We start from the raw sequence: 16,752 nt of genomic DNA, 5'->3' as shown, positions 1-16,752 counted from the left end.
CCGGACGCCACCGGTCGTCGAGTAGCGCCCGGCGCAGCCGGACGCCACCGGTCGTCGAGTAGCGCCCGGCGCAGCCGGACTCCACCGGTCGTCGAGTAGCGCCCGGCGCAGCCGGACGCGTATCGAGACGCGGCGAGGGGATCTCGATACGGGTCGCGCTCCGCGCGGCCCTACTCGATCACCGGGAGGTCGCGCTCCGCGCGGCCTTACTCGATCACCAGGGGAGCTCGCGCTCCGCGCGGCCCTCCTCGATCACCGGGGAAGGTCGCGCTCCGCGCGGCCCGACTCGATCACCGGGGACGTAGGCTCGGAGGATGGTCGACCTCACCCCGACGGTGCGCATCGAGGGCGGGACGTTCCGCATGGGGTCCGCGGAGTTCTACCCCGATGAGACGCCCGTGCACGAGCGCACGGTCGATGTGTTCGAGCTCGACCTGCATCCGGTGACGAACGAGCAGTTCGCCGCGTTCGTCGAGGCGACGGGCTACGTGACGGTCGCGGAGCGCCCCCTCGATCCGGCGGACTTCCCCGGGTACGACCCCGACGAGCTCGTGCCGGGCGCGCTCGTGTTCACGCCGACGCCCGGTCCGGTCGACCTGCGCGACTGGCGGCAGTGGTGGCGTTGGGGCGAGGGCGCGACGTGGCGGCATCCGTTCGGGCCCGACGCCGGTCTCGACGTGCTCGAGGCCCGGCCGCGGCATCCGGTCGTGCAGGTCAGCTTCGAGGATGCCTCGGCCTACGCGGCCTGGGCCGGCCGGCGCCTGCCCACCGAGGCCGAGTTCGAGTTCGCGGCCCGCGGCGGACTCGACGGTGCCCGCTTCGCGTGGGGCGACGACGAGTTCCCCGACGGGAAGCTCATGGTGAACCGCTGGCAGGGCTCGTTCCCGTGGCGCAATACCGGCGCCGAGGGCTGGGCCGGCACGTCGCCCGTCATGACGTTCCCGGCGAACGGCTACGGCCTCTACGACGTCACCGGCAACGTCTGGGAGTGGACGACCGACTACTACACCTCGCGACACGAGGTGCCCGGCCAGGAGCCCGTCGACGCGGGCCACCGCGAGAACCTGCTCGCCGCGGCATCCGCCGAACCGGGCTCGCGCATCCCACGCCGCGTGCTGAAGGGCGGCTCGCACCTCTGCTCGCCCGACTACTGCCTGCGCTACCGCCCGGCGGCCCGCTCGCCGCAGGCCGACGACACCGCGACGACGCACATCGGCTTCCGCTGCGCGCGCGACGCCGCCTGACCGGCCCCCTGACCCCGCGACGGCAACCGCGCGCCCCGGCGACCGCGCGCCCCAGCGCCCGCTGCCCAGCCGCAGCCCGCCTCACTCGGCCGGATGCCCCGCCGCGACCGCGTCCGCGAGCGTCGGGTAGACCCGACCCGCCTCCTCCAGCCCGCGGAACCAGCTCCCCCGCCGCGCCGCCGCCGCACCCGACTCCGGCACCGCCGCGAGCCGCAGCTCGACCCCGTGCCCGGCGAGCTCGCGGTCGAGGTCGGCGAGCGTGTCGAGCACGGTGATCGACGTCACGCCCATGCGCGTGAGCTCGAGCGCGACGGCGCGCACGCTCGTGTCGCCGCGCGACCGCACCGCGTCGAGCACGGCGTTCTCGTACGCGAGCGAGTTCGCCGTGTAGAGCGGGCCGAGCAGCCGGATCGGCAACACCCCGTCGACGGGCTCGTCCACCTCCACCCGCAGCCGGTTGAGCTCACGCAGCACGACGCCGAGCGTCGCGACGATGCCGACGGCGACGGCGAGCAGGAGCCCCCCCGTGAGGCCGACCGCGGCGGTGACGACGGCGATCCAGAAGTCGTTGCGACTGATGCGCCAGAACCGCACGAGCGACGCGATGTCGATGAGCCCGATGACCGCGACGAAGACGAGCGCGGCGAGCGTCGCCTGCGGCAGCAGGCTCAGCACCGGCGCGAGGAACAGCGCGACGAGCACGGCCAGCACCACGGTCACGACTGAGGCGAGCTGGGTGCGGGCGCCGGCGCCCTGGTTCACGGCGCTCTGCGAGAAGCCGCCGGCCGCGGGCAGCACCTGGAAGAACGAGCCGAGCGTGTTCGCGGCTCCGGTCGCGAGCAGCTCCTGGTTGCTGTCGACCTGTGGCTCGCCGGGCTTGCGGATGCCCCGCGCCACCGCCGCCGACTCCAGGAACGCCATGATCGCGATCGCGAGCGCCCCGGGCACGAGCGCGCCGAGGTTCGCGAACGACGGCAGCTCGGGAGCGGGGAACCCCTGCGGCACCGGATCGATGAGCGCGACCCCCGCGTCGCCGAGCCCCGCGAACGCCACGAGCAGGATGCCGCCGGCGACGACCACGAGCGGGCCGGGCACGCGCGGCAGGAACCGCTTCAGCAGCAGCAGCACCGCGATCGAGCCCGCCGACAACGCGATGGTGGCGACGTTCGCGCCGGGGATCGCCTCGAACACGGCGACCACCGAGCGGATGAACCCGTGCGTGCTGAGGTCGTCGGTCTCGCCGAGCAGCTTCGGCAGCTGCCCGACCGCGACCGTGGCGCCGACCCCCACCTGGATGCCGACGAGCGTCGCCTTCGAGATGTTCTCGACGAGCGACCCGAGGCGCGCGACGCGCGCCACGAGCAGGATCAGGCCCACCAGCAGCGTGAGCGCCATGAGGTCGGGCACGGGATCGTCGGATCCGGCGGCGACCCCGGCTGACACGAGGGTGGTGCCGCTCAGCGTCGCGATCGTGGACGTCGTCGAAACGCTCATCGCGCGCGAGCCGCCGAGCATCGCGTACACGAGCATCGGCACCATGCACGTGTAGAGGCCGAGTTGCACGGGCAGGTTGGCGATGGTCGCGTACGCCATCGCCTGCGGGATGACCACCGCGCCCGCAGAGAGCCCGGCGAGCACGTCGGGGCCGAGCCAGCCCAGCCGGTATCCCGCGAGCGTCGGGAACAGGCGGAACCGGCGCGGGGCGGCGACCGCCGGGGCCTCGGCGCGTGGCATCCGCTAGGCCTCGGGGAAGACGGTCGACCAGTCGCGCTTGACGCTCACGACGGTGAAGCCGTGGTCGGATGCCGCGGCGAGCGCCTGCTCGGCCCCCGTGTCGTAGGGTGCGTCGCCACGGCCGTCGTCGTCGTGGCGGATGAGCAGCGAGAGCGAGCGCGGATGTCCCTGTACGTAGCGCAACATCGGCACGTCGCCGTTCGAGTTGCCCGCGGCGAGGAGCGGTCGGCGCCCGATGCGGCTCCAGATGCGGATGGGCTTCTCGGGTCCGTCGTCCATGAAGTCGAACGTCGAGCCGTAGCGCACGGCCGTCGCGTCGTCGTCGTACGTCAGCCCGACCGCCGATCCGACGACCCGCTCGGGCGGGATGCCGTAGTACTCCACGGTCATCGGGCGCATGAAGTCGCGGTCGCCGCCCGACACGATGTAGCACGCGAACCCGTGCGCCTCGAGGAACCGCAGCAGCTCGATCATCGGCTGGTAGATCGCGAACCGGTACGGCCGATGCAGCGTGAGGTGCTGGGCGTCGCGGTAGAACATGGCGACCTGCGCCTCGTAGTCGTCGACGCTCTCTCCCGCCGTCGAGGCGAGGATCGCCCCGACCATGGCGTGCAGGTCGGAGTCGTCGCCGTTGTAGTGCTTGTCGATGGCGGCGCCGAGCCACGCGAGGTCACCGCTGGCGGCGGCCTTGTAGGGCTGCTGCTCGGCGAGCGACGGGTCCGCGTCGGCGGCCGCCTTCCACTGCTCCACGATGAAGTGCAGCTGCGTCGGCATCGGCTTCTCGGTCCAGAGCGTGCCGTCGTTGTCGAAAACGGCGACGCGCTCGGCCTCGGGCACGGCGTCGGGGCCCGACGAGACCGACGTCGCGAACGCGATGATCGCGTCGCGGGTCGGCCCGTCGGACCACGACGGGAGCGCGCGGGGCATCCGCTGCCCCGTCAGTCCCTGGCCATCGCCGCGGCCAGGTGCGCCTCGAGGTCGACGTAGGCGTCGTCGGCGATGTCGAACACGACCTTGCGGATCTCGCCGTTCGCGAACGGGAAGTTCGACCCGGCGTAGTCGGCCGCGACCGCGTCGGCCGAGTCGTAGCCGATGCAGAGGCCCTCTCCGCAGAGCGAGAAGTGGCCGAGCACCGTACGGATCTCGGTCTCGGCGACCTGCTGGTCGTCGATGTGCAGCCGCAGCGGCCCGATCCCCTCGCGGTACTCCCCCGTCTTCTCCTTCGCGAAGTCGACGCCGATGACGTGCGATCCCGAGGTGGGCGCCGGCGCCGCGACGCGGTAGATCGGCGGGATGCCGAGGAAGTTGTACACGTACACGACCTGGCCGTCCCTGATGAACAGCGCATGGCCGCCGAACCGCGATCCGTGGGCGAAGATCACGCCCTCGGTCTGCGGCGTGAGGTCGACCTCGGCGAGCACCTTGTACGAGACGCCGTGCGTGTTCGCCGCCGAGCGCTCCGGCACCTCGGACGTGCCCGGGTAGTACGTGTACTGGCCCGACGGCGGCACCGGGACGTGGAACTCCATCTGGTTGACGAAGAGGTCGAAGTCCTTCGGATTGGAGAGGATGGCGAGATCGTTCAGGGGAAGCACGAGATTGCGCTTCGCCTCCGCCATCCAGAGTGCCTTCAGCTCCTCGACCTTGTCGGGATGCGCCGCCGCGAGATCCGCTGACTCGGCTCGATCGACGTCGGTGTGGAACAGCTGCCACGTGTCGTTGTCGTAGTCGCCCTTCCCGCTCACCGGTCCGTGCTCCGTGACGGCCTTCCAGCCCTCGTGCCAGATGCCGCGATTGCCGAACATCTCGTAGTACTGGGTCTCCTTCTGCGTCGGGCCGTCGACCTCGGCGTCGAAGGAGTACCGCATCGAGACGCCGTCGAGCGGACGCTGGGTCACGCCGTTGTAGGACTCGGGCAGCGAGAGGCCGCACGCGTCGAGGATCGTCGCGACGATGTCGGTCGAGTGGTGGTACTGGTTGCGGATCTCGCCGCGCGCCCGCATGCCGGCCGGCCACGAGATGACGAGCGGATCGCAGACGCCGCCCTGGTACACGTATCGCTTGAACATGCGGTACGGCGTCGAGAACGCGGCCGCCCAGCCCGTCGGGTAGTGGTTGTACGTGTCGGGGCTGCCGAGCTTGTCGACGAGGCGCAGGTTGTCCTCGAGCGAGTCGGGGTAGCCGCCGAAGATCTTGCCCTCGTTGACCGAGCCGTTCGGGCTTCCTTCACCGGATGCCCCGTTGTCGGCCGCGTAGATGACGAGCGTGTTCTCCAGCTGGCCCGACTCCTCGAGGTAGTCGATGATCCGGCCCACCTGCGCGTCGGTGTACTCGGAGAAGCCGGCGTAGACCTCCGCCATGCGGCAGAACATCGCCTTCTCCTCGTCGCCGAGCTCGTCCCACGGGCGGACGCGATCCGACTCCGAGAACGTGCCCTCGGGCATCGGGTTGAGCGGCGTGAGCTCCGTTCCCTCAGGCAGGATGCCCTTCTCGATCATGCGCGCGAGCACCCACTCGCGGTAGGCCTCGTAGCCGTCGTCGAACGCGCCCTTGTACTTGGCGATGTACTCCTGCGGGGCGTGGTGGGGCGCGTGGTTGGCGCCCGGGCAGAACCAGAGGTACCAGGGCTTGTCGGGCTCCGTCTGCTTGACGTCCCGGATCATCTTCAGCGCCTGGTCGGCGAGGTCCTTCGAGAGGTGGTAGCCCTCCTCAGGCGTGTACGGCTGCTCGATGTAGTGGTTGTCCTCGGCGAGCGACGGGTACCAGTTGTTCGTCTCGCCGCCGACGAACCCGTAGAAGCGGTCGTAGCCCTGCGCGAGCGGCCAGTTCTTCTTCGAGGCGCCGGCCGTCCACTCGTCGATGGGCACGTTGTGGTTCTTGCCGACCCAGAACGTCGCCCAGCCGGCGTCGCGCAGCAGGTGCGCCATCGGCACGTTCTCGGGCGGGATGTGCGAGTTGTACCCGGGGAAGCCCGTCGAGGACTCCGAGATGGTCGCGAACCCGTTCGCGTGGTGGTTGCGTCCGGTGAGGAACGTCGACCGCGTCGGGGAGCACAGCGCCGTGGTGTGCCACTGCGTGTACGTGAGTCCGTCCTTCGCGAGCCGTTCCATCGTCGGCATGTCGATGCGCCCGCCGTACGGCGACCAGGCCGCCTGCCCCGTGTCGTCGTAGAGCACGACCAGCACGTTCGGTGCGCCCTTCGGTGCCGGCTCCGGCAGGAACGCGTCCCAGTCGCCCTCCGAGTCGCGCACGTCGAGCTCGATCCGGCCCTTGAATTCCTTCGCCACTTCGCGAACCCCTTCCCCCTCGACGGCCGCCGAGGGGTTCGGCGGCCGTGCCACTCACGTTGCCATGCGGCATCCGCGGTGGCAAGGAACGAGGTGCGAGCGAAGCTCAGCTCCCGCGGTCGGTCGTCGAGTAGCGCCGGCGCAGCCGACGCGTATCGAGACGCCTGCGCGCGCACTCACCCGTCGGGCATCGACCGACTCCTCGCCGTCGACGCCTTGGGCTTCCGCGGCTCCTCGGGCAGGTCGTGCACGGCGGGCCCTTCGATGCGAGCACCGGATGCCTCGAACCGCGAGCCGTGCAGCGGGCAGTCCCACGTGCACTCCGCGTCGTTCCACTGCAGCACCCCACCGAGGTGCGTGCAGACCGCGCGGACGGCGACCGTGCGCCCGTCGACCGTGGAGATCCCGTGCGGCACCCCGCCGCGTGTGACGACGACGCCCTTCCCCTCGGCCGGACGGTCGGCGGGCGCCCGTCGCGTCTCCGCCTCGGCCCAGCCCACCGCGATCCACTTCCCGACCTGCGAGCCCTCCGCCATCCCGCGCCAGAGGTCCGACGGCATCGTCGTGCGCGTGCTGATCACGCGGATCCACTCGCGGCGCTCCCGCCACGGCACGCCGAGGATCTCCTCGCTGATGCGGATGCCGGCCGCGGCGCCGTTCGTGAGGCCCCACTTCGCGTAGCCGGTGGCGAGCCAGACCCGTCCGAAGCCGCGCGGCATCCGCCCGACGAACGGGATGAGGTTCGCCGAGTGGTAGTCCTGCGCGGCCCACCGGTGCGTGAGCTCGGCGCCCGGGAAGTGCACGCCCGTCCAGTCCACGAGGTCCTGCACCTTCGCCTCGGTCGAGGGCACGCGACCCGGGGCGTGGTGGTTGCCGCCGACCATGAGCAGCGGAGGCGCGTCGGCGTCGAGGTCGGGCACCATGCGCAGCGACCGGGTCTCGCCGTCGACCGAGATGAAGAGCCCCTCGGGCAACCGTCCGTCGGCCCGGTACGTCGTAAGGTACGAGCGCGACGGGCGCAGCTTGGCGAAGTAGAGCCCGCGATTGAGCACCGGATGCCCCGTGGCGATCACCGCGGCATCCGCTCGCACCGCGCCGTTCGGCGTGTGCAGCTCGACCGGTCGCCCGGCGTGCACGCCCTGCACGCGCATGTCCTCGAGGAGCACGCCGCCCGCCGCGACGAAGGCGCGCGCCATCGCTACGAGCAGCCGGTAGGGATCGAGCCCGAGCTGCCCGGGCAGCGCGACGCCGCCCTCGAACGGGAAGGGAAGCGGCATCCGCTCGACCCGCTCGACCGGCAGGCCGGCTTCGGCCGCCGCCGCGAACTCGCGGTCGACCGTGCGGAGCCCCTCGTCGGAGGTGGCGAAGCTGTACGCGGTCTCCTCGCTGAACGGCACGCCGTGGTGCCGGGCGAAGTCTGCGATGAACTGCTGCCCGTCGAGGTTCGCCTCGACGTACGCGCGCGCCAGCTTGGCCGGGTGCGCCTCACGCAGCCGCTGCAGCATCGCGCCCTGCAGCACGCTCGCCTTGCCGGTGTTGAGGCCCGATGCGAGCGCGCCGACGTCCCGCGCCTCGAGCACGACGACCCGCACGCCGGCGTCGACGAGCATGAGCGCGGTCGACAGCCCGGTGATGCCGGCGCCGACGACTGCGACGTCGAACCGCTCCCCCGGCGACACGGCGCCCTCGTACCGGGCGGTGGGTGCGGCATCGCCGTTCACGGCGGCCGCTGCGAGGTCCCTCCAGAGCGAGGCCATGCGCACAGTCAACGCCCGGGGCGAGGCACCGGCAAGGGTTTGACCCCGACGGATGCCGCGACTATGCCCCGGACGCCGCTTTCAGCCGGCCAGGAGCGCCGTCTTCAGCCGCACCGGGTCGATGCGCCAGTAGTTGTGCACCTCGCCGTCGACGAGCAGCACCGGGATCTCCTCGGCGTAGCGCTCGGCGAGCGCGGCGTCGTCGAGGATCGACTGCTCCTCGAGCGTGATGCGCGGCGGGGCATCCGACGCCTCGACCTCGGCCATGACGGCCTGCACGACCTCGCGCGCATCGTCGCAGAGGTGGCAGCCGGGTTTGCCGATGAGGGTGAGGCGGTGGTCTCGGGTCACGCCTCCAGCGTACGTCGGCGGGCACAGCGAAAAGCGCCAGGCCCGAGGGGCCTGACGCTCAGCCGATCGTGCGAAGACGACTACTTCTTGTTGCGACGCTGGTGACGCGTCTTGCGAAGCAGCTTGCGGTGCTTCTTCTTCGCCATGCGCTTGCGGCGCTTCTTGATGACGGAACCCATCGAAACCTCACAGAAAAAGATCAGTCGGGCGCGCGTGCCGCAGCCCGGGGCGGAGAGCCTCGGGATAGTCTAGCGGATCCGCGCGGGAGTGCCGTTCGGATGCGTTACCGTCGAGGAATGCGCGCCGACGACCTCGTGATCCGCACCACGACCGAGGACGACTGGACCTCCGTGCGCACGCTGCGGCTCGAGATGCTGCGCGACTACCCGCTCGCCTACGGCGAGACCCTCGAGCACGCCGAGCACGTCGACGAGTCCGGCTGGCGGCTCCGCGGCGCGCGGGGCACGACGCCCGGCCAGACGTCGATCGTCGCGATCGACGGCGGCCGCTGGGTCGGGCACATGGGCGGGTACATCCCCGATGCACGCACCGGCCCGCTGCTCGTCGGCGTCTACGTGTCGCCCGCCTACCGCGGCGACTCACTCGGCGTGACGCGCCGGCTGCTCGAGGCGGTCGAGGACTGGGCGCGCGAGCACGGCGACACGCTGCGCCTCGAGGTGCACGAGGACAACCCGCGCGCCCGCCGGTTCTACGAGAAGCTCGGCTTCGTCCTGACCGGTCGCAGCCGCGAGTACGAGCTCCCGCCGGGCGGACTCGAGCTCGAGATGGTCAAGCCGCTGCGCTGACGGCGGGCCTCGCCTGGCTGACGGCGGGTCACGGCAGACTTGCGTGATGACCGTGTTCATCCACGTGCTGCTCATCGCCGCGATCCTCGGCACCGGCATCGCCGCCGGGGTCTTCTACGCGTTCTCCGGGTTCGTGACCCAGGGGCTCGACCGACTGCAGCCGGCGGATGCCGCGCGGGCCATGCAGGAGGTCAACGTCACCGCCGTTCGCGCACCGCTCATGGTCGAGCTCTTCGGCACGGCGCTCATCGCGGGCGTGGTGTTCGTGCTCGCGCTGCTCGGATCGCTCGAGGACGGCGCCTGGTGGGCGATCGCGGCATCCGTGCTCTACCTCGTCGGCGTCATCGGGGTCACGGGCGCCGCCAACGTGCCCCGGAACAACCGGCTCGCCGCTGCATCGACGACGGATGCCGCGGGGCTGGCCGCCGCATGGACGGCGTTCCGCCCGGGCTGGCAGGCGTGGAACCACGTCCGCACGCTCACCGCGGCGCTCGCCTGCCTGGGCTTCACGCTCGCCCTGCTCGCGGCAGGCTGACCTGCCCCGGTCGTCGAGTAGCGCCCGGCGCAGCCGGACGCATATCGAGACGCAGCGAGCCGCCCACCTTACTCGCCTCGCCTCCACCGCTTCCGCGACAACCCCGGCAGCGCATCGAACCGGCCCTCGATCAACGCGATCCGCTTCGCGCGACTCCATCCCTGCACCTGTTTCTCGAGCGCGAATGCGTCTTCGATGCGTTCGAATTCCTGGCTGAAGATGAGCCGCACCGGCAGTCGGCGCCGAGTGTAGGACGAGCCCTCACCTCGCTGGTGCTGCTCGATCCGCCGCTCGAGATCGATGGTGCTCCCGACATACATGGTGCGGTCGATGCATTCGAGGATGTAAAAGTGCGGCATGGATGCCAGATTGCGTGGGTGGGCCAGGCGATTGCGGCATTCGAAGCGTTCTTGCTTCCGGATCTTGTGGGAATGCGTATGGGGAGGACGGGATCCCGCCATGCTTGCGTCTCGATACGCGTCCGGCTGCGCCGGGCGCTACTCGACGACCGGCTGCGGGACTTGCGTCTCGATACGCGTCCGGCTGCGCCGGGCGCTACTCGACGACCGGCTGCGGGAACCTGCGTCTCGATACGCGTCCGGCTGCGCCGGGCGCTACTCGACGACCGGCTGCGGGACTTGCGTCTCGATGCGCGTCGCGCTTCGCGCGACGCTCCTCGACGACCGGCAGCCTCAGCGACGCTTCTTCGGGCCGACGACCGCGTGAGCGGCCTCGGCGAAGCGCTGGCCGATCGCGGACGCCCAGGCGAGCTGGTCGTCGTTGAGCCCCGTGTCCTGCGCCTCGGCCCCGGCGAGGGTCGCGGCATCCGCTGCCGCATCGGATGACACGAACGGAATGAGCCAGTCCTCGAGTGTCTCGAGCGGACGCCGGTCGAGGTGGTAGTAGCGGTGCTGTCCCTCTTCGCGAACGCCCACGAGACCCGCCTCTCGCAGCACCTTCAGGTGCTTCGAGACGGTGGGCTGGCTGAGGCCGAGCGTCGAGACGATCTCGGAGACGCTGATCTCACCGCCGGATTCGGGCGCGGACGTCTCGCGATCGAGGAGCACCCCGAGGATGTCGCGCCGTGTCGTGTCCGCCACCACGTCGAAGATGTCCGCCATGCGTCAAGGGTAGTCATTCCCGCCGAGGAGTACCATGACTCACGCATTCGGTGACGGCGGCTAGGGGGCTCGATGCGCGCACGGGCGATGGACCGCCTCGGTCGATCGGATCGGCGGTCCTGGCTCGGCCGGCTGCGCGACGCCGTCGACGCGCTCGTCAAGAGCTCGCCGTCGCGGTTCGCGATCCTCGTGTTCGCGGCGCTCATCCTGGTCTTCACGCTGCTGTTCTCGCTGCCGATCGCGCGAGCCGGCTCCGGGTCCGGCGCGCCGCTGCACGACGCGTTCTTCACGGCGGTCTCGGTCATCTGCGTCACGGGCCTCGCGACGGTCGACATGGCGACGTACTGGTCGCCGTTCGGCAACGCCCTCGTGTTCATCGGCGTCAACATCGGCGGCGTCGGCGTACTCACGCTGGCATCGATCCTCGGATTCGTCATCTCGCGGCGACTGGGCCTGCGGGCGAAGCTCATCGCCGCGAGCGACACGAACCCGTCGCGCATCCACGTCGGCCCCGTCTCCGAGCGGCAGGCGGTGCGACTCGGCGAGGTCGGCGGCCTCCTCGTCACCGTCGTGATCACCGCCCTCGTCATCGAGCTGACGCTCGCGGTGGCGATGATCCCGAGCATGCTGCGCGAGGGATACGACTGGTTCCACTCGATCTGGTACAGCTTCTACTACTCGGCGATGGCGTTCACGAACACGGGCTTCAGCCCGAACCCCGGCGGGATGGAGCCGTTCGAGCACGACTACTGGATGCAGACGCTGCTCATGATCGGCGTCTTCGTCGGCAGCCTCGGCTTCCCCGTGATCTTCGCGCTCGCGCGATCGTGGCGCACGCCCCGCCGCTGGAGCCTGCACGTCAAGCTCACGATCACGACGACCGTGATCCTGTTCGTGCTCGGCGCCGGCATGTTCCTGCTGCTCGAGTACAACAACCCCCGCACCTACGGGCAGCTGGATGCCGCGCCGACCGTCTTCCAGTCGCTGTTCATGTCCGCCATGACGAGGTCGGGCGGCTTCGCGACCATCAACATGCACGACCTGAACGGGTCGAGCCTCCTCGTCTCCGACATGCTCATGTTCATCGGCGGCGGCTCCGCGTCCACCGCCGGCGGCATCAAGGTCACAACGCTCGCCGTGTTGTTCCTCGCCGCCTTCGCGGAGGCGCGCGGCGCGCCCGCGATGGAGGCGTTCGGCCGGCGCATCCCGCGCGACATGCTCCGCCTCTCGGTGAGCGTCGTGCTGTGGGGCGCGACGATCGTCGCGGTGTCGTCGATCGCCATTCTGCAGATCACCAAGGAGCCCTTCGACTACGTGCTCTTCGACGTCATCTCGGCGTTCGCCACGTGCGGCCTGTCGACCGGCCTCACGGGCGAACTCCCGCCCGCCGGCGTCTACGTGATGGGCGCCACGATGTTCTTGGGGCGGGTTGGTACAGTGACATTCGCCGCGGCCCTGGCCGCCAGCCAGCGCCGGCAGTTGTACCGTCGTCCGGAAGAGAGGCCCATCGTTGGTTGATCGGATCAAGCACGACGCGCCGGTCCTCGTGATCGGCCTCGGCCGCTTCGGAGCTGCGACCGCGGGCCAGCTCGACCGGCTCGGTCGCGAGGTGCTCGCGGTCGACGACGACGAGACGCTCGTGCAGAAGTGGGCCGAGCGCGTCACGCACGCGGTCGTGGCCGACGCGCGCTCGATCGACGCCCTGCGCCAGATCGGCGCCCAGGACTTCTCGATCGCCGTCTGCGCGGTGGGATCATCGATCGAGGCATCCGTGCTCATCACCGCGAACCTCGTCGACCTCAAGATCCCGCAGATCTGGGCGAAGGCGATCTCGGCCTCGCACGGCAAGATCCTCGAGCGCATCGGCGCCAATCACGTGATCTACCCCGAGCGCGAGGCGGGCGAGCGCACCGCGCACCTCGTCAGCGGCCGCATGCTCGACTTCATCGAGTTCGACGACGACTTCGCGCTCGTGAAGATGTACCCGCCGAAGCCGATCCGAGGCAAGAACCTCACGGAGTCGGGCGTGCGCTCGCGCCACAACGTCACCGTCGTCGGCGTGAAGAGCCCCGGCAAGCCGTTCACGTACGCCACCGAGAAGACCGTCGTGTCGAACCACGACCTCATCATCGTGTCGGGCACCGAGGGCGACATTGAGAAGTTCGCGGCGCTCGAATAGGGGCGCACGGATGCCGCGGCGCGCCGTGCCCGTTAGGGATCCGTTAAGAGAATTCACAAAATTGTGAATCGCGCGTAGCATCGCGCTCATGACCACCGTGATCAGCACCCGAGGCCTCGAGAAGCGCTTCGGGCGCACCATCGCCCTCGACGGCCTCGACTTCTCCGTCGACGCCGGCGAGATCCACGGCTTCCTCGGCCCGAACGGCGCCGGGAAGTCCACCACCATCCGCATCCTGCTCGGGCTCGCCCGGGCGTCGGGCGGCGAGGCGACCCTCTTCGAGCGCGATCCGTGGACGGATGCCGCAGACCTGCACAAGCGCGTGGCCTACGTGCCGGGCGACGTCGCGCTCTGGCCGAACCTCACCGGCGGCGAGGCCATCGACCTGCTCACGCGCCTGCGCGGCGGGATGACCGACAAGGCCGCCTACCGCGAGCGCAAGCAGCGCCTCCTCGACGTGTTCCAGCTCGACCCGCGCAAGAAGGGCCGCGCCTACTCGAAGGGCAACCGCCAGAAGGTCGCTCTCGTGGCCGCCTTCGCCACGCCCGCCGACCTCTACGTGCTCGACGAGCCGACGAGCGGCCTCGACCCGCTCATGGAGCAGGTGTTCAACCGCGAGATCGACCGCGTCGCCCGCGAGGGCGCCACCGTGCTGCTGTCGAGCCACATCCTCTCGGAGGTCGAGGCGCTGTGCGACCGCGTCACGATCATCCGCGCCGGCAAGGTCGTCGAGAGCGGCACGCTCGCCGAGCTCCGCCACCTGACCCGCACCGAGATCTCGTTCGTCCACGATCCCGCCAAGGAGGCCGGCGTCACCGCGATCCCGGGTATACACGATCTCGTCATCGACGAGGGACGCGTGCGCTTCACGGTCGACAGCGACCGGGTGGCCGACGTGCTCCCCGACCTCGGACGACTCGGCGTGCAGGGCCTCACGGTCGCGCCGCCGTCGCTGGAGGACCTCTTCCTGCGCCACTACGGCGACGAGCTCGCCCCGGTCGAGGAGGAGGCACGGGCGTGACCACGCTCATGGTGCTGCTCCGGCAGCGCATCCGTCGCGACCGCCTGCAGCTCGCGCTGTGGATCATCGGCATCGCCGTGCTCACGTACGCCTCGATGAGCGCCGTGTTCTCGACCTACGGCGAGGAGCAGGACCGCAAGGAGATCCTCGGCGTCGCGATCGCGACCCGCACCATCCTCATCTTCCGCGGCACGCCGAACGGCGTGGACGACGGGGCCTTCGCCTTCTTCCTCCTGTTCGCCTGGCTCGCGCTGATGGGCGGCCTGATGAGCACCTTCCTCGCGGTTCGCCACACCCGGAAGGAAGAAGAGGAGGGTCGTGCCGAGGCCGTCGCCGCGACCGGCGCCGGGCGCATCCTGCCGACGACCGCGACGGTGATCCACGGCGTCCTCGCCAACGTCGCGCTCGGACTGCTCACGGCGCTCGCCCTCATCGCGAGTGGCCTCGAGCCCGGCGGATCGTTCGTCTGGGGCGCCGCGATGACGGTCTCCGGCTTCGCGTTCCTCGCCTTCGGGCTGTTCGCCGCCCAGCTGTTCCGCACCTCGCGCGGGGCGAACAGCCTGTCCGTCACCTTCGTGCTCGCCGCCTACCTGCTGCGCGGCATCGGCGACGCCGCGGGAACCCCGTCGGCGGACCTGCTGCATGTCACGCCGGCATGGCCGAGCTGGCTGTCGCCGATCGGCTACGGGCAGTTCACCGGCGCCTACGTCGAGAACGACCTCACGCTGCTGCTCATCCCGCTGGCGTTCGCCGCGGCGCTCATCGGGGTCGTCTTCGCGCTCCAGTCGGTCCGCGACCAGGGCGCCAGCCTGCTGCCGGGCCGGGCCGGCCGGGCGACCGCCGGGCCGGTGCTGTCGAGCTCGTTCGGACTCGCGTGGCGCCTGAACACGTCGATCCTGCTGGCGTGGACGGCGGGTGGCATCGCCACCGGCCTGCTCGCGACGTCCCTCTCATCCGTGGTGAACCAGGCGGCGACCGACGCACCGCAGATCCTCGAGACGCTGCGGAACGCGATCGGCAGCGAGGCCTCGATCGAGGAGGCGTTCGTCGCCGTCTTCTACTCGATCGTCGGCATCCTCGCGGCGTGCTGCGCAGTCCAGGTCGGCATCCGCGCACGCCAGGAGGAGGTGCACGGCACCGCCGAGATCGTGCTCGGCACGCCGGTGCCGCGGCTGCGCTGGCTCCTCGAGTACTGGATCGTCGGCGTGATCGTGATCGTGATCGTGCTCGCCGCCTCGGCGCTCGCGGGCATCGCGGGCGCGGGCAGCGCGGCCGATCCCGAGTCGCTCATCCCGAACGTGCTCGAGGCGGCGCTGGCCCAGTTGCCCGCATGCCTCGTCTTCCTCGGGCTGACGCTGCTCGTCTTCGCCTTCCTGCCGCGCGCGACCATCCCGGCCGGGTGGACGGTCGTCGGCGTCGCCGCCATCCTCGGTGTCTGGGGCCCGATCCTGCAGGCCCCCGACTGGCTCGTGAACCTCTCGCCGTTCCACCACTCGCCGGTCCCGTCCGGCGGGGGGACCGACTGGACGGGCGGCTTCTGGATGCTCGCCATCGGCCTCGGGCTGGGTGCGGTCGCGGTCTGGTCGATGCGGCGACGCGAACTGGCGTCGGGCGGGTGAGCGCCGGCCGGATGGGAGACTGAGCGGATGCCACGCGACGAACAGGGCCTGAAGGCCGCGGTCGAGCAGTCGGCCGCGGTCCTCACCGCGGCCGGATTCCCCCGGATGCCGGCGCGCGTGCTCATGGCCCTGCTCGTCGCCGAAGCCGGCGGCCTCACCGCGTCGGAGCTCGGCGAGCGGCTCGGCGTGAGCGCCGCCGCGATCTCGGGTGCGGTGCGCTACCTCTCGCAGATCGGCATCCTCCACCGAGTGCCGCAGGCGGGCAGTCGCCGTGACCGCTGGGAGTTCCTCGACGACGCCTGGTACACCGCGCTCATGGCGAAGAGCCCGGTCTACGGAGTGATCGCCGACCTCGGCGATCGTGCCGCCGACGCCATCGGCGACGAGACGGATGCCGGCGCGGCACGCGCCCGGGAGATGGCGCGGTTCTACCGCTTCATCGATGCACGGATGCCCGATCTCATGCGCGAGTGGGAGGAACTGCGCGAGCGCTGATCAGGCGGTGAACATCAGCACGAGGCCGACGATGCCGGCGACCACGGCGATGCCGATCAGGATGAGCCCCACGTTCCGGATGATGCGACGGCCGGGCGGCGACTCGTGCAGGCGCAGGCGGTCGGGCTCGCGCTCCTTGAAGTAGGCGGGCTCTTCCTCGGGATGCCGCACGTGCGCGCGTTCCTCGTCGCTGAGTCGGCGCTGGTGGAACGCGCCCTCGGCGAACCAGCGGATGGTCGCGCCGTGCTCCTGGTCGATCACGACCGCCTCCGTGGGGAGCCATCGGCCGTCGGCGAGGCGGATGAGCAGCGCGAGCAGGAGGCAGACGAGACCGCCGCCGAGGGCGATCCACCCGATCACCTCGGCGACGACCGAGACGACCTCCGACGCATCCATGGAGCACACGGTAGCGGACGCGGCCCTCCCCGGTGGTCGAGTAGCGCCCGGCGCAGCCTTCCCGGTGGTCGAGTAGCGCCCGGCGCAGCCTTCCCGGCGGTCGAGTAGCGCCCGGCGCAGCCTTCCCGGTGGTCGAGTAGCGCCCGGCGCAGCCGGACGCGTATCGAGACCCGGCATGTTCGGTCTCGATACGCGTCGGCCTCCGGC

Annotated in this window: 17 protein-coding genes; 8 read left to right on the top strand and 9 right to left on the bottom strand. The window is 70.7% G+C overall.

Translation table 11 applies throughout. The features are described 5' to 3' along the window. Window positions 1–314: 314 nt before the first annotated feature. A complete protein-coding gene (locus ACFVN5_RS13065) occupies window positions 315–1,244 on the top strand; it encodes a formylglycine-generating enzyme family protein (protein ID WP_376955667.1) in 930 nt (309 codons plus the stop codon). A gap of 81 nt (window positions 1,245–1,325) precedes the next feature. Here ACFVN5_RS13065 and ACFVN5_RS13060 read toward each other — a convergent pair whose 3' ends face one another. The 6 genes from ACFVN5_RS13060 to ACFVN5_RS13035 form a co-directional block, all read right to left on the bottom strand. Next, window positions 1,326–2,978, bottom strand: a complete 1,653-nt coding sequence (locus ACFVN5_RS13060) for a SulP family inorganic anion transporter (protein ID WP_376955666.1) — start codon at window positions 2,976–2,978, stop codon at window positions 1,326–1,328. A 3-nt stretch (window positions 2,979–2,981) separates the two neighbouring features. Beyond that, complete coding sequence (locus ACFVN5_RS13055; RefSeq protein ID WP_376955665.1) at window positions 2,982–3,905, bottom strand: HAD family hydrolase; 924 nt, start codon at window positions 3,903–3,905, stop codon at window positions 2,982–2,984. Window positions 3,906–3,916: 11 nt separating this feature from the next. Further along, window positions 3,917–6,265, bottom strand: coding sequence for an arylsulfatase (locus ACFVN5_RS13050; protein WP_376955664.1), 2,349 nt, complete (start codon window positions 6,263–6,265; stop codon window positions 3,917–3,919). 176 nt (window positions 6,266–6,441) lie between these two features. Further along, window positions 6,442–8,022, bottom strand: coding sequence for an FAD-dependent oxidoreductase (locus ACFVN5_RS13045; RefSeq protein ID WP_376955663.1), 1,581 nt, complete (start codon window positions 8,020–8,022; stop codon window positions 6,442–6,444). Window positions 8,023–8,103: 81 nt separating this feature from the next. Next, window positions 8,104–8,373, bottom strand: a complete 270-nt coding sequence (locus tag ACFVN5_RS13040; protein WP_376955662.1) for a glutaredoxin family protein — start codon at window positions 8,371–8,373, stop codon at window positions 8,104–8,106. An 80-nt stretch (window positions 8,374–8,453) separates the two neighbouring features. After that, window positions 8,454–8,552 carry a 30S ribosomal protein bS22 gene (locus tag ACFVN5_RS13035; protein WP_003792170.1) on the bottom strand — a complete coding sequence of 33 codons (99 nt, stop codon included), beginning with the start codon at window positions 8,550–8,552 and terminating at the stop codon, window positions 8,454–8,456. 117 nt (window positions 8,553–8,669) lie between these two features. On the opposite strand from ACFVN5_RS13035, the gene ACFVN5_RS13030 reads away from it, so the two are divergent. Both ACFVN5_RS13030 and ACFVN5_RS13025 read left to right on the top strand, forming a co-directional pair. Beyond that, window positions 8,670–9,179, top strand: a complete 510-nt coding sequence (locus tag ACFVN5_RS13030; protein WP_376955661.1) for a GNAT family N-acetyltransferase — start codon at window positions 8,670–8,672, stop codon at window positions 9,177–9,179. 46 nt (window positions 9,180–9,225) lie between these two features. Beyond that, a complete protein-coding gene (locus ACFVN5_RS13025) occupies window positions 9,226–9,714 on the top strand; it encodes a DUF1772 domain-containing protein (protein WP_376955660.1) in 489 nt (162 codons plus the stop codon). 68 nt (window positions 9,715–9,782) lie between these two features. Here ACFVN5_RS13025 and ACFVN5_RS13020 read toward each other — a convergent pair whose 3' ends face one another. Continuing rightward, complete coding sequence (locus ACFVN5_RS13020) at window positions 9,783–10,175, bottom strand: GIY-YIG nuclease family protein (protein WP_376955659.1); 393 nt, start codon at window positions 10,173–10,175, stop codon at window positions 9,783–9,785. A 231-nt stretch (window positions 10,176–10,406) separates the two neighbouring features. Then, window positions 10,407–10,835 carry an ArsR/SmtB family transcription factor gene (locus tag ACFVN5_RS13015; protein WP_376955658.1) on the bottom strand — a complete coding sequence of 143 codons (429 nt, stop codon included), beginning with the start codon at window positions 10,833–10,835 and terminating at the stop codon, window positions 10,407–10,409. 72 nt (window positions 10,836–10,907) lie between these two features. On the opposite strand from ACFVN5_RS13015, the gene ACFVN5_RS13010 reads away from it, so the two are divergent. The 5 genes from ACFVN5_RS13010 to ACFVN5_RS12990 all read left to right on the top strand — a co-directional run bounded on the left by ACFVN5_RS13010 (window position 10,908) and on the right by ACFVN5_RS12990 (window position 16,149). Continuing rightward, complete coding sequence (locus ACFVN5_RS13010; RefSeq protein ID WP_376955657.1) at window positions 10,908–12,353, top strand: TrkH family potassium uptake protein; 1,446 nt, start codon at window positions 10,908–10,910, stop codon at window positions 12,351–12,353. Beyond that, window positions 12,346–13,014, top strand: a complete 669-nt coding sequence (locus tag ACFVN5_RS13005; RefSeq protein WP_376955656.1) for a potassium channel family protein — start codon at window positions 12,346–12,348, stop codon at window positions 13,012–13,014. Before ACFVN5_RS13010 ends, ACFVN5_RS13005 begins: the two co-directional genes overlap by 8 nt. 88 nt (window positions 13,015–13,102) lie before the next feature. After that, a complete protein-coding gene (locus ACFVN5_RS13000) occupies window positions 13,103–14,035 on the top strand; it encodes an ATP-binding cassette domain-containing protein (RefSeq protein ID WP_376955655.1) in 933 nt (310 codons plus the stop codon). After that, window positions 14,032–15,654 (top strand): ABC transporter permease, encoded by a 1,623-nt coding sequence (locus tag ACFVN5_RS12995; RefSeq protein WP_376955654.1) that lies wholly within the window; start codon window positions 14,032–14,034, stop codon window positions 15,652–15,654. The genes ACFVN5_RS13000 and ACFVN5_RS12995 overlap by 4 nt, the downstream gene beginning before the upstream one ends. Window positions 15,655–15,681: 27 nt before the next feature. Next, entirely contained in the window at window positions 15,682–16,149 is a 468-nt protein-coding gene (locus ACFVN5_RS12990; protein WP_376955653.1) for a GbsR/MarR family transcriptional regulator, read from the top strand. Here ACFVN5_RS12990 and ACFVN5_RS12985 read toward each other — a convergent pair whose 3' ends face one another. Then, the gene (locus ACFVN5_RS12985) at window positions 16,150–16,545 is read right to left on the bottom strand and encodes a hypothetical protein (RefSeq protein WP_376955652.1); all 396 of its coding nucleotides are present in this window, start codon (window positions 16,543–16,545) and stop codon (window positions 16,150–16,152) included. Between the last annotated feature and the right edge of the window lie 207 nt (window positions 16,546–16,752).

This window comes from Agromyces sp. NPDC057865 (genome assembly GCF_042796995.1).
Lineage (GTDB): Bacteria > Actinomycetota > Actinomycetes > Actinomycetales > Microbacteriaceae > Agromyces.
The sequence above is the reverse complement of the archived record's forward strand: the minus strand, read 5'-3'. Positions and strand labels throughout refer to the sequence as shown.

Excerpts from the sequence above, each read along its gene's own strand:
- ACFVN5_RS13065 (WP_376955667.1), top strand. The coding sequence starts at position 315 with ATGGTCGACCTCACCCCGACGGTGCGCATCGAGGGCGGGACGTTCCGC.
- ACFVN5_RS13060 (WP_376955666.1), bottom strand. The coding sequence starts at position 2,978 with ATGCCACGCGCCGAGGCCCCGGCGGTCGCCGCCCCGCGCCGGTTCCGC.
- ACFVN5_RS13055 (WP_376955665.1), bottom strand. The coding sequence starts at position 3,905 with ATGCCCCGCGCGCTCCCGTCGTGGTCCGACGGGCCGACCCGCGACGCG.
- ACFVN5_RS13045 (WP_376955663.1), bottom strand. The coding sequence starts at position 8,022 with ATGGCCTCGCTCTGGAGGGACCTCGCAGCGGCCGCCGTGAACGGCGAT.
- ACFVN5_RS13035 (WP_003792170.1), bottom strand. The coding sequence starts at position 8,552 with ATGGGTTCCGTCATCAAGAAGCGCCGCAAGCGCATGGCGAAGAAGAAG.
- ACFVN5_RS13030 (WP_376955661.1), top strand. The coding sequence starts at position 8,670 with ATGCGCGCCGACGACCTCGTGATCCGCACCACGACCGAGGACGACTGG.
- ACFVN5_RS13025 (WP_376955660.1), top strand. The coding sequence starts at position 9,226 with ATGACCGTGTTCATCCACGTGCTGCTCATCGCCGCGATCCTCGGCACC.
- ACFVN5_RS13020 (WP_376955659.1), bottom strand. The coding sequence starts at position 10,175 with ATGGCGGGATCCCGTCCTCCCCATACGCATTCCCACAAGATCCGGAAG.
- ACFVN5_RS13015 (WP_376955658.1), bottom strand. The coding sequence starts at position 10,835 with ATGGCGGACATCTTCGACGTGGTGGCGGACACGACACGGCGCGACATC.
- ACFVN5_RS13010 (WP_376955657.1), top strand. The coding sequence starts at position 10,908 with ATGCGCGCACGGGCGATGGACCGCCTCGGTCGATCGGATCGGCGGTCC.
- ACFVN5_RS13000 (WP_376955655.1), top strand. The coding sequence starts at position 13,103 with ATGACCACCGTGATCAGCACCCGAGGCCTCGAGAAGCGCTTCGGGCGC.
- ACFVN5_RS12990 (WP_376955653.1), top strand. The coding sequence starts at position 15,682 with ATGCCACGCGACGAACAGGGCCTGAAGGCCGCGGTCGAGCAGTCGGCC.
- ACFVN5_RS12985 (WP_376955652.1), bottom strand. The coding sequence starts at position 16,545 with ATGGATGCGTCGGAGGTCGTCTCGGTCGTCGCCGAGGTGATCGGGTGG.